Genomic DNA, 14,979 nt, shown 5'->3' with positions numbered 1-14,979 from the left:
TTCACCCTAAGTCAATGTACAAATGGTACAATGCATTTTTAGCAACGGAAACTGAACGCAATGTTAACAATTTCAAATACAGTCACTATTGATGAGTGGGAATTAGAGCTCACCGCTATTCGTTCTCAAGGTGCCGGTGGCCAAAACGTTAACAAAGTCGCCAGCGCTATTCATTTACGTTTTGATATTAATCGCTCTAAATTACCAGACTTTTACAAAGAACGTTTACTTGCTTTAAACGATTCGAGGATCACCAAAGAGGGTGTTCTCATCATTAAAGCACAAAGCCACCGTACCCAAGAGCTTAACCGCGAAGACGCGTTAAAACGCTTAAAAGATCTCATATTAAGCGCTACCAAGGTCAATAAAGCCCGCCGTGCAACTAAACCAAGCCGTAATTCGCAGCGTAAACGCATGGATAAAAAAACTAAACACGGCCAAACAAAAGCATTGCGCGGTAATATTAAGTTTTAGCAATAAACCTAAATGGATGCGCCTAGCTATATTAGTGCAAGGCGCATTACATATTAAAAGTTAAGTAGGTTAGCAGGAGAGTATTGGTCGGTTAGAATTTTGGTATTTTTAGGCCAATCTTGCTCATCTTGTGTGTACTGCATGTAATTGCTTATGGCGTTTATATCTACATCATATTTTTTAAGCTTGGGCCCAAGCGCTTTAACACGTTCGTTAAGTTGAGCCTTAGTTGGCATAGCTTTAATACCCGCTAAAATAATACGGTTGCTTCGATTAGCGCGGCTTACGTTAATAAAATCGCCAAACACGCTATGGTAAGTTGCCGACTCATGCTCGTATAGTTTACTACTCGAAAATGTATTTGCAGCAACTACGCCGCCATCAGCCAACACACCTTTAACCTCTTCAAAAAACTCTTTGGTTAACAGGTGCTCAGGAATGTAGTCACCGTTAAACGCATCAAGAATGATCCAATCGTACTTTTTCTTTTTAATAGCCGCGCGTTTAATAAAAATACGGCCATCTTGAACACTAGATGTCACTTTATCGTTTTCAATAAAGCTAAAGTAGTCGCGAGCCACACTCAATACAGCGGGGTCTATTTCTACATTGTGTATTTTAGCCGCAGGGTATAACTCATGAATAACATTCGACAATGTGCCTCCCCCAAGCCCAATAATTAATACATTTTTAGGGTTTTCGGTTACTAATAAACTCGCAAAAGTAAGCTTTGTGTAGTTGAAAACGAGCTTGTCGGGGTCGTTTTTGTACATGCAACTTTGACTTGTTTGGCTACTTTTAGTGTTAAATTTTAAGCAGCGTAAATCGCGAGTTTCATCAACAATAATATTTCGGTATAAAGAGCGCTCTTCGTGAATAACATTAGCTAAAGCAGCGCCTGAAAACACACTAAGTGCTAAAAATACATATTTAAGCATGCGCAAGCTCCTTATTATTAGCAGCACTGTTTACAGCAATTGCAACAACACCTAACACACCCAACGTAGTAGCAAAGGCACTAATAATGGTGTTTACATCAAACGCGAGTACAAAGTAAAAAGAGGTAATAATAGTGCCCAAGGCACTGCCAAGCGTGCTTACAAAATACAAAATACCTGCAACTTGGCCGCTTCTTTCGCTGTCGGTAACCAGCAACCTTACTGAGTACGGCGAAATCATACCTAATATAATGGTTGGAATAAAAAACAACGCAGTAGAAGCGAGTAACGAGCCATAACGGCTATCTTCAATATGGGTAAAAATAAATGCCATTATGGGCTCAGCAAACAACGTAATAGGCACAACCATAATGCTCGCAACTAAAAATATTAATCCGTATTTAGTCAGCGACGCATTTTTTGTACTAAGCTTACCGCCAAGCAAGTAACCAAACGACAAGCTAAGCATAAACACAGTAATAATACTGCCCCAAATATGTACACTACTGCCAAAGTAAGGCGCTAAAATGCGCCCTCCTAAAAGCTCAATCCCCATAATGCAAAAGCCACTGCAAAAGGCTAAAAAGTAAATCAAAGCGTTTGTTTTTAAAGTCATGTTTTTATCGTTATGTAACTATAAGTAGAGCACCATACTAACGTGATGCCATCAGAGTCGCTAGTGTAATAATTAGCCGTTTGTAGGAATAAAAAAAAGTATTGCTTATTAATTTATTGTGTTATCATTTTTGTTATAATATAACATAATTTATTTTGTTGTGTTGTCGCTTAATTGTACTTGTACCATTTCGCTTGATTAAGTGATCTACTTGAGTGTGGAAAACGTGTTGATAGCCAGCCAAAATATTTGTTATTTGGTTGCTCTCGGCAATTGCTCCTGCTTTGCTCTACCTTCTGCATCTGTGCAGTCGTAAATGAGAGTTTTTTTAAGCAGGTATTTCCACCTTTAGCCCCGCAAAGTAATTAAGTATTATTGCGGGTTAGTATTTTTAACCACCTGGCTATTTTGTAATGTAGTTTTCATCCTAAAGCGCTTTAGTGTAGTGGCTAAAGCGCTTTTTATAACGAATACATGAGTTTATTAAGCCACCCATCGGCCTTCGATGGTTTATAAATTAACACAATGTCTTCATTGTAATGACTGTTAACCCCCTTTACAGTTAATTTTGTAAACCCTAAATCATCAATCACAAAATTTGGTAAATACGCCAACGCTAAGCCACTTTGTACTACCTCTATTAATGCACTGTAATCGCTACATCTAAATACAATATTGCGCGGTGCAATATCGTCTTGCCAGCCGTCGGAGCCTATTCCTTGTTCAAGGCCGCACAATGGCGAAAACAGCGGGCATGCAAAAGCTGCGTGCAGTAATTGATTTTTATTAAGCGTTAAAGAACCAGTTTGTACTAGCTGATGCCCAGCGGCTCCAGCCAAACTAAACCCAGTATTAAATAAATCAACCGCCACTAAATTAGCGTGTAAGCTATTATTTAATGCCTCGCGAGTAACTAGCGCAATATGTGCAGCGCCCGACGCCACTTGGCTTATAGCTTCACCTTCAAACACATTATTAATACGTACCGAGCAAGGCAGGTTGCCAAGAGGGATAAGTAACTTTTTTAAACCACTTTTAAGTAAAATGGCAGGGCCTGCAATAACTGCATTAAATTTATGATTATCGTTTTTAAAGCGGCTAGTAAGCTGCTGGTAATTATGAACTAAATCGCTACTGTGCTTAACAAACTCTTTGCCTTTATCATTAAGTACTAAGGTTTTGCCAACACGATTAAACAGCTCCGTGGCTAAGTTTGCCTCAACCTTTTTTAGCGTTTTAGACAGCGCCCCTGGGGTAATATTAAAATGTTTAGCGGTTGTGTGCAGGTTTTGCGAACTCGCCATATGGATTACTTTTTCAATGTCATCTAAATGCATAGCACCAAACCGTATTGATTAATAGGAAACAACTAACAACTTATTATCGATTATTTATATATAAAAATCAGCTTATAGTGGCGCTATATTTATTTTTTGAGCATTAACATGAAACACATACTGCTATTTTTTATTTTATTGTCGAGCGCAGCACTTGCAAGCGACCCTCAGCACAATGCACACAACACACATAAAACCCACAGTTATGTGGGGTTTCATGGCATGGCGCTTATATTAGCCGGCGATAAAATACTTGCCAGCCACATGCCTTTATACGCCCCCCCACACAACTACCAAATAGTGTACGAAGTAACTACAGATGACACCCACCTTAAAATAATTAAAAAAACACTGAACGAGTCACTAAAAAAACAAACTCAGATCACCATTTTACCCACCAAATTTGATTTAAATTTATTAATAAATAAGCTGACACCCACATTAAATACCACTGTGTTTAATGGCCATTTTGAGCGCGGAGGTACGCCTTTGTTTTCGACAAAGCTGACCTTTAAAAATCCGTTATATGTAAAAAAGATCGCTATAACACAACCTGAAAAAGAAGAGTTTGATTTAATAAAGGTTTCAGCAGAGCAGGGGATGGTAATTCATAAAATACAAAGTAAACCAAGCTATGACTCGTTAATTTTAGTAGCACTAACTAACGAGAAATATAATGGCAAGTTAATGTGTGATGCACCAGAAACAGCGCTTACCAGTAAGCTAAAAGCCTGTTTCAAAAGCGCCCCAAGCTATTTAGAAACTCGCGATTTTGGAGTTAATTAATCTATAACCCTATATACAATGACAGCCACTGCTCAATATTGAAGCGTGACGTGTAGTGGCTGATACCTGAAGTAAGCGTTTAGATGGAAAGATTATAAATGCATGACTGGCTGTTATGAGCGAAGAGCAGCCAGTCAAAAGTTTTGATGTCTGAAGTCAAGATTTGACCCTCGTTGGCTACTGCAGGGAAGTCAGTACCCGCGTGTAATTTAGTAGTATATTCAACGCTCATAACTGCCCCTTAAAAATGCTTGGTAATGTGAGCTTCAAAACGTTTGAAGTCGCTTTCAACATCGGCATTTTTCATCACGTCAAAGCATGCAAATGTTTCCATAGGCTTCATACCAAAAAACTTGAAGTTCATATGCATAGGGAATAATAGGTCATCAATTGATTTTCCATCGAAGAATTCGTTTTCATCATTAAACGCTTCTTCTGGCGCATTTAACGTTAGAGACATCATGTATTTTGTATTAGTTAGTGTGCCACCCATGCCATAGTTCTTTTTAGGTGCAGATGCGTCACGACCATCACCAACACATAATGCACCACCCATACCCGCTGTATAAACTTCATCCATGTATTTTTTGAATGACCAAGTAACACCCATCCAGTTTACCGGGGTTTGAAGAATAACGATGTCAGCCCATTGATGATTTTCAAGTTCTTTCTCAACATTAATCTCTTCTAAGGTCGTAACTACGCGAGTTTTGTGGCCTTTTGCCTCTAATATAGAAACTGCTTTTTCTACTAGCGTAGCGTTTAGCTTACCTTCTGAAAAAGGGTAATATTGGTGACCATTAATAATTAAAATATTGCTCATTTGAGTTTCTCCAAAAATAAAATTTATTCTGAGTGCTTAACCGTGGTATATTTTATATACCTACATACAACTATCAATTAGTATACTTTTAGTAACCTAAGTAAAATGAGTGAGCAACTGTGGAAAGTTATATAAAAACAGATACTAAGGGAAGAAAAAAAGTTTATAACGCGTGCATGGAGCCTTGCGCGATTGAAAAAGGTATGCGTTTGATCGGTGGAAAATGGAAAGGATCAATCATTTATCATTTAAAAGATGAGCCAGTCCGATTTAATGATTTAGCTCGAATGCTAGGCGGCGCAACAAAAAAAATGGTTGATCAACGTCTCAAGGAACTTGAAGAAGAAGGTATGGTAATTAGAAGGGTTATAAGCGACAGACCCATAGCTGTTACATATGAACTTACTGATTTTGGCAAATCAGCACTTTCTATTTTAGATGATTTAAGAAAATGGTCTGAGGCGAATGGGATAGAGTTAAATTCAAAGTAGTTTTTACCTGTTCCAAGTCAATATTTAACAGTGGTCTTTCCGCATCAGATGAGCAAGCCTCGAATTTAGGGTAACTCTGCAACCTATAGAATAATTACGTTAAATCACATTTTGTCTAAAAGGATTTTGTTCGACTGCCTGCTCTCCGTTCAAAGCCACCCTTAGAGCATTTACGTTAACTCATTTTGGGGCAGAAACGAGTTACGGCTGATAGTCGGCTTATGGCACTTAGCTGAGCCTCGGCAAAGAGCGAGAAGCAGTCATTCAGTTGAGTCATCATTTGTTTAGTAATAATAAGAGGAAACTTTCCTCTTTTTTACATGTTTATATAAGCTACAGAAAGCATAATATATATATCTGGTAATAACTTATAGTATTTGTTATTAATATGAGCTCACAACATTAGGATGTTTTCGCGCTAAAATAGGGAAAGTGTCTTCTAATAAAACTGTTAGCAATAACAAGGATGTTTCTTGAAATACTTTACCATTATTGCACTCATATTATCCTTCAATTCATTTGCTAATGTATTCGAAAAGATAAATTGTGCCTCTTATGAACCTACTAAATATCTTAATAAAACAGTATTAAAAGGTACTGTTAAAAGTGAGGTTACAGAGGTTGGCGTAAAAGAGTTTCTTGAATCTACACAAAATGATTCAAAGCCAAGAATATGGAAGCTTGAACTTTTGGATAGAGCGACAGGTAAGTACAAAAAGTCTTTTCCTAGAAGCTCACCTTACTCCGATGAAAAAACGGCTATTGAGCACCAAATAATACAGCCACATGTAGTTATAAACTTGGGGAAAAAGAGCATCACAGGTAGTAATAATGGTGAATTCGGAGGTGAGTTACTTTTAATCGATGAAAACGATAAGATCACACTCATCGAGCGTATGAATGTAAAAGATATTTTTGAAATGCCTTTCGGTTTAGTTGTCACATCAGGCTTAGCCCATTTATCGTGGAATTATGGTGATATTCATTTCATAAACTCAGATTTTGAAATTGAAAAGTTATATAGCTTAGTCGGTATGCCCGTATCAACATGGCATCTGGAAAGTGGCGCTCTTCTTATTAATAGTTACCCATCGGGCTCTCAGGTTTTAACTAAGAATGGCTATATGAAACGTGTGCAATGTATTGCTAACAAGGCAAATTAAAAGCGTGGACAAAAAACAGTTGGCTTTGTTCGTGCTTCATAATGTCTGCAGTCAAGATTTGCCCCTCGGCTTTTATACAGGCTGCATGTATGAGGGAAAGCCCTTTTAACCTAAAATAAAGCCACGCAAACGCCGCAATTCCTTCCAAAACGCCAATTAAAACAACTGCACATTGTCATCTTATATTTGATGTAAAATAGCGATAACTGATTGAACCAAAATAGGAACTCGGCTATGGTTGATTCATTAACAAAAACAAATAAAAAACGAGTTAGTCTACAGGCTTTTTATAAGTATTAGTGTTTTCATCAAACAAGGAGTTACTATGTCGAAGAATTGGAAATGCCCGAAATGTGATTGTACTGATTACGACACAGATACAATTGCTACCACAGGTAGTGGTTGGTCTAAAGTTTTTGATATGCAAAATCGCAAGTTTACAGCAGTTATTTGTTCTAATTGTACTTACACTGAATTTTATCGTGGTAAAGCTAGTACGCTAGGTAATGTATTTGATTTATTTACTAATTAAGTGAATGGGATCAAATCTTGACTTCAGACATTAAAAACCTTCGATGTCTGCTCATCGCACTCAGCAGTCACTTGATAACCTAGAATACTGATAATAATTGGCAAGATATTTTGCTTTAGTGATTAGTTTTTTCGGCGGCCACAATGGCCGCTAATATGGTTTAATACTAGTCAAAGGCACATACGTACTTATTGCGCTGTTTGTGTGATTATAAACCCACTATGGCGCTGCGCCTTTCCATTAAAATTACATTGCGCCACACACCATTCAATTTACCTAGTTTCTCTCGGTTTCCAACCTGCCTAAAACCATTGCGAGCATGTAAAGCAATACTATTAGTATTTTCAGGGAAGATACTGGCTTGTAGCATCCATATACCGTTGCTTTCTGATTCATTAATGAGTGCACAAAGCAATGCGTGCCCTAAACCTTTACCTTGGGCTTGGTTTGCAACATATACACTTACCTCGGCAACGCCCGAGTATACCTCACGGCTAGAAACGGCAGATAACCCGGCCCAGCCAAGCACCTTTTCATCCTCAACTGCTACAAGACGACAATAGTTGAGCATAGAACTATTCCACTGTTGCCAACTTTTCGCTTCAGTTTGAAAGGTCGCGTTGCCGGTATCAATACCTTGCTGATAAATATTTTGAACGGCTAAAAAATCGTTCTCTAAAAATGATCTTATGATCACAGTATTTCCTTTCAACTATTATTATTCCGTAAAATTAGCCGTCTACTTATCAATGAGTTAACGGCTAATTTTAATAACCGCTAACATATCGTCGTCATCCTCATCGAGGCCAACTTCTTCGAACCCAAAACTTGTATAAAAGTTTTTAGCAACAGGATTTTGCGGGTTATAACAAATCTCGATTTCTTTAAGCTTAGGAGTTGCTTTAATCTCTTCAATTGCCATAGCCAGTGCTTTGCGCCCAATGCCTTTATTTTGATGAGTTTGATCAACCATAAAGCGCCAAATAGAAACCTTTGCAGGGGTTTCTTGTACCCACATAAAAAAGCCTACTGGTACACCATTTAAGTAAATAGCTTTACAGGTATACCCGCTATTGTAGTGCGCCTCTACTAACGACCACATATTACATGCCACGTATTCTTCTTGTGTTTTAGCAACCTCTAAATCGCATATGGCTTCGTAGTTATCGGCGGTGATGTCTTCCAATGACAAATTCATGTTTTTCCTTTAGACCCAGTTTGTGTAATTAGTAAGCTATCAGTGTATGTACCTATAATCAATAAAATGAAGAGATTGATTTTTATAACCCCCTAAATTAGCCAAACTAATAATCTACAAGCCGATTTAACACAAAAAGGCCGCAGTAATAAATACTGCGGCCTTTGTTTTTAGCTAAACTTTTTAGATTAGCTATGTTTAGTAAGCGCCTGCGCTGTATATAAGCTCGTAGCTGTGGCTGTAAATCTCAAGGATGTTACCAAACGGGTCTTCCATGTAGATCATGCGGTATGGCTTTTCGCCAGGGTAGTAGTAACGTGGCTCTGGCATACGTTTTTTACCACCTACAGCAACAATACGATCCGCTAAGCCTTCTACATCTGGGTCTTGTACACAGAAATGAAAGATACCGGTTTTCCAGTATTCAAAGTTGTCTTTAGGGTTTTCTTGGTTTTTAAATTCGAAAATTTCCACCCCAATACGGTCGCCTGTTGAAAGGTGCGCTATTTTAAATTTTTCCCAATTTGGTCCAAATACATCGGTACACATTTCGCCAATAGGGCTGTTATCTTCGGTGATCACGGTCGGCTCCATTATGGTGTACCAGCCCATCACCTTAGTGTAAAACTCTACGGCTTTTTCAACATCCGGTACTGAAATACCAATGTGCGAAAAACTACGTGGATATGTATGACTCATAATCTGTCCTCTTTAACGTGTGGCTTGTTTTGTAACGAGTTGATGGAGTTAGTTTACGAACCAGATGTTATTAAGTAAAATTATCATTAATCATCATTTTGAGTATATTTTGTAATGATAAACCCGACATGGTTAAACACGTTTTGTACTTTAGTTGAGGTAAATCACTTTACCCAAACCGCCGAGCGCCTTTATATGACCCAGTCAGGCGTAAGCCAACATATAAAAAAGTTAGAGCAGCAAGTAGATTGCGCCTTGCTTGAGCGCCACGGTAAACAATTTACGCTTACCGTACATGGGCAAAACTTGTATCAGCAAGGCAGCTTATTATTAAAAGAATGGCAGTTTTTAGAGCAGCAATTAAAAGATGATTCACCTTACAGCGGTTTAGTTAAAATACAGTCGCCAGGCAGTTGCGGACTGCAGTTTTACAATCAACTATTAGCACTGCAAGTAGAGCACAAGGAGCTAGTTATAGATTACCGCTTTGCTCCAAATACCAGTGTTGAACAAGCGGTGGCAAACCACAGTGCCGATATTGGCTTTTTAACTCAAGCGCCAACCCTTAGCGAAGTTACTAGCCACAAAATTGGTCAAGAAGCTTTATTATTAGTAACCCCTGCTCATATTAAAAACCCAACGTGGGAGGTTTTATGTGAGCTTGGCTTTATTGGCCACCCCGATGCAAAACACCACGCGCAGCTTTTACTTAGCGAAAACTACAGTGAGTTTGAGCATGTTGATCAAATTAAGCAAACGGGGTTTTCTAACCAAATAAGTTTAATACTCGAGCCGGTAAGCTTAGGGGTAGGTTTTACGGTTTTACCTGCGCATGCTGTTAGCGCATTTAATAAACCCGGACTGATAAAAACGCACCACTTAGCTAATCCGATTAGCGAAAATATTTATGTGTGCCATCACCGTAATAGGCCAATGGCAAAGCGCATGAATACAGTAATTGAAGCAATAAAAGCAGGCTAGGGCGCGTATAACTGCGCCCGTAAAGCCCTTTACAGCGTTGGTTTTTGATAAGCCTCAAAAAAAGGGGCTCGTTTTTAACTTACTAATTTGGCTTTTAAATCAACTAAATCGGTTGCTGTGGTGGTTGGCTGAATTTCCCATGGATCAAAAATAGAATCCTCAGAACGCTTTATCCACGCACCGCGCATGCCATGCGAAATAGCGCCGGTTATATCAAACGGATTACTCGAAATAAGCCACGTGTTAGCACCCGTTGAATTTGCCTCGCGTAAAAAGTGGCTGTAAACACCTGGGTTTGGTTTAAATGTTTTCATATCGTCGGCGCTTACAACACCTTCAAAATAATCACTTATGCCTGCCGTTTCGAGCAAAGTATTTACCGCATCAGCAGCGCCATTAGAAAATGCAAACAACCGGTAATTTTGTGCTTTAAGTTGCTCAAGCCCTTTTTTAACATCGTCAAAGGCGGGTAAAATTTTATATTGCTCAAGCAATTGCTGTTTTTGTTCATCAGAGAGTGGAGTTTTGTGCGCTAGGCAAGCGTAGCCTAACGCCTGTTTAGTACACTCTGAAAACGGAACATAGTTTTGCATTAAGCCACGCCTAAACGAATACTCTAACTGTTTTTCACGCCATGTATTTGAAAAGTTTTGCGCTTTATCGCCAATCATATTTTCAAGTAAAGATATTACACCGTGGGTGTTTATTAGCGTGCCGTATACGTCAAATGCGAGTGTGGTTGCCATGTTTGCTCCCAAAATTTAAGTTACTTGTAGCCTAATTGTTTCGAGCTTAACTTACTTTGAACGACTGCTCAACGTTGTTGATTTGTTATATAATAAGGTACAGCAACAACACCCACGCTATAAACGCTAACAGAAACCCCGCAACATTTTAATTAAAGAAACAGCGCTTTCAAACCCGAGATACTCGCTCGTTTTAGAATGGCTAGAACGGCTAGAACGGCTAGAACGGCTGTTGAGCTTATAAGTGCTAGCTAGAAGTCAAACAAAGTAATAGCTAAAAGTTGGGTTTATTAGCCCGTCTTTTCGAGATAGTCTTGTGAGTAGTCAGGTGTGATCAAAAATTAAGCATAGAGATTGGATAAACAGCTCTTTGCTCACATATTTATAAAAATGAGCAAATAGCGCATATTGTTCTATTTAACTTTACCTTAAATTTTTAGAAAGCTTAATGATAGTAATACCTTAGGTTATTTGCTAAAACTATATAAAGTAGAAAAATGAGCGTGGCGTCGGCAGAAATATGCGCAATGAGCGCACTATTAAATTGTTATGCGCCGATTAATCATTTTTAAAATTCGCACCATAGGAACACTTTAGTACAGGGAGTCCGCAGTAGTGAACGTTAATACATCAAATACATTCAGTGGTGAAACTAGGTTTTTTTATTTTTTTTCACTATTTATTACTTTCGTTGTTTTTGGCGGTTTTTCGTTAAGTTGGCTTTCTAATCCAGACAGCCTAGGAAGAATCACTTTGTGGACTGGATTACATGGTGTATTCAGTGCTGCATGGTATGTGTTGCTTCTAAATCAAATTAGATTGTCTGCTGCAAGCAACTACTCTGCGCACAAAAGCCTAGGCAAATTAAGTGTCTTTTTCGTGGTTGGGATTTTGATTACCGGCTCAATTATGGCTTTTGAATTCTATCATCGCCTAGTTGGTTTTGGTGTATTCGCCCCTGAAGACGCCCAAGCTAGAATTCGAGCAGGTGCATTCTTAGGTGGGACTTTCCTTCAATGGTTAATTTTCTTAATACTTTATATTCTAGGTATTCTAAACATAAAGAGGCCTGTACACCATAAACGATTCATGATTGCTGCGGCTATCCAAATGATGCCTGAAGGTCTCAATCGAATAATCCATTTACTTCCGATACCGGGTTATTCTATGTTTGTGTTTATGTTTTTAATTTACGCTTTTCTTATGGTATTTGACTGGATAACTAGAGGTCGCATTTACACTAGCACATTGATATCTTTTAGTTTATTTTGCGTCCTAGCCATAGCGATGAATACCGTCTTTAAAACACAGAACTGGGGAGATTGGGCAGTAAAAATAATTAGTGGTATATAGAAGGTGGCGCATAACAAGTGACTATGGTGTCAAATCCTAATTTTAAACCATTTTAGGGTCCCACATGACACCATCTCTCACCATAGAATTTATTATCACTACAAGCTTTCGTATACAGGCAATGATGGCTACTTTTTTAGGCTTTCCTGCTGCAATCATTCGTTGATAAATGCCTTTGAATTTTGGGTTGCATTGAATCGCTGACATCAATTAAGGCTCGTAAACTCGCATCGGACAATTAACAATGGGCTATTGTCGCTGCGCTCAATAAGTTTAGCCCATTATTAATAGCCGCTTATGCGGGCGTTAGGCAGCTGATTAAGTTGTGCCTCAGTCAAAGAAGAAGCAATAATGCAAAAAATTATAATTCAAGCTTTTCTGATTTTACTTATCTATTTAGCAAGCACACCTGTATTTGGTGTTGTTCATTCTCAAGAGAATAAAAGCGCTCTTGTAGACAAGTTAAATTTAATACTTTCAAAGCAAAAAAAAGACCAACCAGGTGTTAGTGTTTTAGTAAAAAAAAATAATGAAATTATTTATCAGTTAAGTAAAGGGCTTGCTAACAAAGATAATAATAATTCAATTAGCTCTCATACAGGGTTTAGAATTGGCTCAATTAGTAAACCTTTTACTGCACTGGCAATTATGAAGTTAGTTGAACAGAAAAAGCTTTCTCTAGACGATCATATAACCAAATACATTCAAGAGCTACCCACAGGTTGGAAAGTTATAACGATAAAGCATTTACTATCTCATAGGGTATATATTTCTGACGACTTCTTCTCAGACTCAAACCTAAACTTAGCAAATTTATCCACAAACCAAGATGTTATAAAATTTATTTCCTCAAATATGATTAAGGTTAAACCACAAGCTTTCGATAAAGCGATTTATTGTAATAGTTGTTACGTATTGTTAGCTGAAGTTATAGCAAAAGTAAGCGGAGTTAGTTTTTCCGAATATTTGAGTGAGAATATCTTTGTTCCTGCAAATATGAAAAATAGCTACATTGTCGAGAAAGGCGTCACTATTAAGCCTAATGACGCCCTTAATTATGCTAAAACGGAATCTATTTTTGGTAATCGTCAATATACCACAGGGGCAATGGCTCAAGTCAGTAGTATTGAAGACCTGAACAACTTTATTGTTGCATTGAAAGAGGGACAAATTATTAGTCAAAAATCGTTAATTTCGATGACAAAAGTTCATAGTGGTGCAGGTGATGATGGCACCTTTGGTTTAGGTTGGATTATAGGCTGGGGTGATGAGCCTTTTTATTCTCATGGCGGTTCACAAGATGGCTATCAAACAGAATTATTTTTTCATCCGAAGCACGATCTTGAAATTGTTATTTTAACTAATGGCGGTGATGAGACTTATGAACTTCAATCGAAGGTGATGAGAGCAATTATTACTCACTATAATTAAGTTTGCTTAATGCTGCCTAACAGGGGTTTTCAAGTCGGACACGTAACAGCTTGCTCGGTTCCACTTCGTTTCACATTTTAGCAAGCTATTACTCGCCGCTTAAAACGGCGTTGCCGTTCTCTGTAAATGGGGCACTTCCACTCAATAATTAATACCTAGCGGCTCGGTTAAATTTATTTAATGACGCTAGGTTTGTTGAATTCAATCCAACCAATATTCAACGAACTTAGAACCTTTTGCCTTGAACCTCTAAATTCAGCTGTAAACCCCCCTTACATTTTGATTAAAAAAGCCACACCTCAACATTTTTTAAGGTGTGGCTTTTTTGCAGCTGCTTTAACTGAAATTAAGCGACATTCGCTGCTAATAACTCGTTACGTACTAGCTCTGCACCTTTGCTTAGGGCGTTGAGTTTACCGTTTGCGATGTCGCGCGGCAGGGGGGCCATGCCGCAATTGGTGCAGGGGTAGAGCTTGTCTGCATCAACGTATTTAAGCGCTTCGCGTAGGGTTTTTGCCACCTCTTCAGGGGTTTCTATAGTATTGGTGGCTACATCGATTGCGCCTACCATTATTTTTTTACCGCGTACGAGCTCAAGTAGCTCTATGGGTACATGTGAGTTTTGGCATTCGAGGGAAATAATATCTATATTCGATTTTTGCAGCTTAGGGAATACTTCTTCGTATTGTCGCCACTCGGTGCCGAGGGTTTTCTTCCAATCGGTGTTGGCCTTAATCCCGTAGCCATAACAAATATGCACGGCGGTTTCGCATTTTAACCCTTCTATAGCTCGCTCTAGGCAAGCTATGCCCCAGTCGTTTACCTCGTCAAAAAACACGTTAAAAGCGGGTTCATCAAATTGAATTATATCAACCCCAGCGGCTTCTAGTTCTTTGGCTTCTTGGTTGAGTATTTTAGCAAATTCCCATGCTAGTTTTTCACGGCTTTTATAATGATCGTCATACAGGGTGTCGATCATGGTCATTGGCCCAGGCAATGCCCATTTAATTGGTTGGCTGGTTTGCTGGCGTAAAAACTTGGCGTCTTCAACAAATACCGATTTAGTGCGAGACACAGGGCCAACCACTGTGGGTACGCTGGCGTCGTAGCGGTCGCGAATTTTAACCGTTTTACGGTTTTCAAAATCAACGCCATTTAAGTGCTCAATAAAGGTGGTTACAAAGTGCTGACGAGTTTGTTCGCCATCGCTGACTATATCTACGCCTGCGGTTTGTTGTTCGTGCAGAGTAATTCGCAGAGCGTCGTGTTTGCCATCTACCAGCTCGCTACCTTGTAATTTCCACGGTGACCATAAGGTTTCGGGCTCAGCAAGCCATGACGGTTTTGGCAAGCTGCCTGCTGATGAAGTGGGTAATAGTTTTTTCATAATAAATGCTGCCTTTAACTTTGT

17 protein-coding genes and 1 pseudogene are annotated in these 14,979 nt (G+C 38.7%); 8 read left to right on the top strand and 10 right to left on the bottom strand.

Features of this window, described 5'->3' with window-relative positions; translation table 11 throughout:
* Window positions 1–60 precede the first annotated feature (60 nt).
* On the top strand, window positions 61–474 hold the full coding sequence (gene arfB, locus PMAN_RS16125; RefSeq protein WP_006793276.1) for an alternative ribosome rescue aminoacyl-tRNA hydrolase ArfB: 414 nt from the start codon (window positions 61–63) through the stop codon (window positions 472–474).
* A 53-nt stretch (window positions 475–527) separates the two neighbouring features.
* Here arfB and PMAN_RS16120 read toward each other — a convergent pair whose 3' ends face one another.
* The 3 genes from PMAN_RS16120 to PMAN_RS16110 form a co-directional block, all read right to left on the bottom strand.
* On the bottom strand, window positions 528–1,412 hold the full coding sequence (locus tag PMAN_RS16120; RefSeq protein ID WP_010556132.1) for a spermidine synthase: 885 nt from the start codon (window positions 1,410–1,412) through the stop codon (window positions 528–530).
* Complete coding sequence (locus tag PMAN_RS16115; RefSeq protein WP_010556133.1) at window positions 1,405–2,028, bottom strand: fused MFS/spermidine synthase; 624 nt, start codon at window positions 2,026–2,028, stop codon at window positions 1,405–1,407. Before PMAN_RS16115 ends, PMAN_RS16120 begins: the two co-directional genes overlap by 8 nt.
* A 461-nt stretch (window positions 2,029–2,489) precedes the next feature.
* Window positions 2,490–3,365, bottom strand: a complete 876-nt coding sequence (locus tag PMAN_RS16110) for a LysR family transcriptional regulator (RefSeq protein ID WP_010556134.1) — start codon at window positions 3,363–3,365, stop codon at window positions 2,490–2,492.
* A gap of 108 nt (window positions 3,366–3,473) precedes the next feature.
* On the opposite strand from PMAN_RS16110, the gene PMAN_RS16105 reads away from it, so the two are divergent.
* Window positions 3,474–4,151, top strand: a complete 678-nt coding sequence (locus PMAN_RS16105) for a hypothetical protein (RefSeq protein ID WP_010556135.1) — start codon at window positions 3,474–3,476, stop codon at window positions 4,149–4,151.
* Between the two features lie 241 nt (window positions 4,152–4,392).
* On the opposite strand, the gene PMAN_RS16100 is transcribed toward PMAN_RS16105, so the two are convergent.
* Window positions 4,393–4,974, bottom strand: a complete 582-nt coding sequence (locus PMAN_RS16100; RefSeq protein ID WP_010556136.1) for an NAD(P)H-dependent oxidoreductase — start codon at window positions 4,972–4,974, stop codon at window positions 4,393–4,395.
* Between the two features lie 119 nt (window positions 4,975–5,093).
* On the opposite strand from PMAN_RS16100, the gene PMAN_RS16095 reads away from it, so the two are divergent.
* The 3 genes from PMAN_RS16095 to PMAN_RS16085 all read left to right on the top strand — a co-directional run bounded on the left by PMAN_RS16095 (window position 5,094) and on the right by PMAN_RS16085 (window position 7,160).
* Window positions 5,094–5,465: a winged helix-turn-helix transcriptional regulator gene (locus PMAN_RS16095; protein WP_010556137.1), complete on the top strand. Its 372-nt coding sequence runs from the start codon at window positions 5,094–5,096 to the stop codon at window positions 5,463–5,465.
* A 473-nt stretch (window positions 5,466–5,938) separates the two neighbouring features.
* Window positions 5,939–6,628 carry a hypothetical protein gene (locus tag PMAN_RS16090; RefSeq protein ID WP_006793269.1) on the top strand — a complete coding sequence of 230 codons (690 nt, stop codon included), beginning with the start codon at window positions 5,939–5,941 and terminating at the stop codon, window positions 6,626–6,628.
* Window positions 6,629–6,953: 325 nt separating this feature from the next.
* Window positions 6,954–7,160, top strand: coding sequence for a zinc ribbon domain-containing protein (locus tag PMAN_RS16085; protein ID WP_006793268.1), 207 nt, complete (start codon window positions 6,954–6,956; stop codon window positions 7,158–7,160).
* 208 nt (window positions 7,161–7,368) lie between these two features.
* Here PMAN_RS16085 and PMAN_RS16080 read toward each other — a convergent pair whose 3' ends face one another.
* The 3 genes from PMAN_RS16080 to PMAN_RS16070 form a co-directional block, all read right to left on the bottom strand.
* Entirely contained in the window at window positions 7,369–7,857 is a 489-nt protein-coding gene (locus PMAN_RS16080; protein ID WP_010556138.1) for a GNAT family N-acetyltransferase, read from the bottom strand.
* Window positions 7,858–7,914: 57 nt separating this feature from the next.
* Window positions 7,915–8,358 carry a GNAT family N-acetyltransferase gene (locus tag PMAN_RS16075; RefSeq protein WP_010556139.1) on the bottom strand — a complete coding sequence of 148 codons (444 nt, stop codon included), beginning with the start codon at window positions 8,356–8,358 and terminating at the stop codon, window positions 7,915–7,917.
* Between the two features lie 198 nt (window positions 8,359–8,556).
* A complete protein-coding gene (locus PMAN_RS16070; RefSeq protein WP_010556140.1) occupies window positions 8,557–9,057 on the bottom strand; it encodes a lactoylglutathione lyase family protein in 501 nt (166 codons plus the stop codon).
* A 114-nt stretch (window positions 9,058–9,171) separates the two neighbouring features.
* On the opposite strand from PMAN_RS16070, the gene PMAN_RS16065 reads away from it, so the two are divergent.
* On the top strand, window positions 9,172–10,038 hold the full coding sequence (locus tag PMAN_RS16065; RefSeq protein WP_010556141.1) for a LysR family transcriptional regulator: 867 nt from the start codon (window positions 9,172–9,174) through the stop codon (window positions 10,036–10,038).
* A 74-nt stretch (window positions 10,039–10,112) separates the two neighbouring features.
* On the opposite strand, the gene PMAN_RS16060 is transcribed toward PMAN_RS16065, so the two are convergent.
* Window positions 10,113–10,784, bottom strand: coding sequence for a haloacid dehalogenase type II (locus PMAN_RS16060; RefSeq protein WP_010556142.1), 672 nt, complete (start codon window positions 10,782–10,784; stop codon window positions 10,113–10,115).
* A gap of 615 nt (window positions 10,785–11,399) precedes the next feature.
* Here PMAN_RS16060 and PMAN_RS16055 point away from each other — a divergent pair.
* Window positions 11,400–12,137, top strand: coding sequence for a hypothetical protein (locus PMAN_RS16055; RefSeq protein WP_010556143.1), 738 nt, complete (start codon window positions 11,400–11,402; stop codon window positions 12,135–12,137).
* A 42-nt stretch (window positions 12,138–12,179) separates the two neighbouring features.
* Here PMAN_RS16055 and PMAN_RS16050 read toward each other — a convergent pair.
* Window positions 12,180–12,347 (bottom strand): annotated as a pseudogene (locus PMAN_RS16050) (IS110 family transposase); the annotation flags it as partial.
* A gap of 141 nt (window positions 12,348–12,488) precedes the next feature.
* Between PMAN_RS16050 and PMAN_RS16045 the strand changes: the two are divergent.
* Complete coding sequence (locus tag PMAN_RS16045) at window positions 12,489–13,568, top strand: serine hydrolase domain-containing protein (RefSeq protein WP_010556145.1); 1,080 nt, start codon at window positions 12,489–12,491, stop codon at window positions 13,566–13,568.
* A gap of 346 nt (window positions 13,569–13,914) precedes the next feature.
* Here the strand turns inward: PMAN_RS16045 and PMAN_RS16040 are convergent, their stop codons facing one another.
* Window positions 13,915–14,955, bottom strand: coding sequence for a methionine synthase (locus PMAN_RS16040; protein ID WP_010556146.1), 1,041 nt, complete (start codon window positions 14,953–14,955; stop codon window positions 13,915–13,917).
* Between the last annotated feature and the right edge of the window lie 24 nt (window positions 14,956–14,979).

Origin of the sequence: Pseudoalteromonas marina, from assembly GCF_000238335.3 — a bacterium.
GTDB classification, from domain to species: domain Bacteria; phylum Pseudomonadota; class Gammaproteobacteria; order Enterobacterales; family Alteromonadaceae; genus Pseudoalteromonas; species Pseudoalteromonas marina.
The sequence above is the reverse complement of the archived record's forward strand: the minus strand, read 5'-3'. Positions and strand labels throughout refer to the sequence as shown.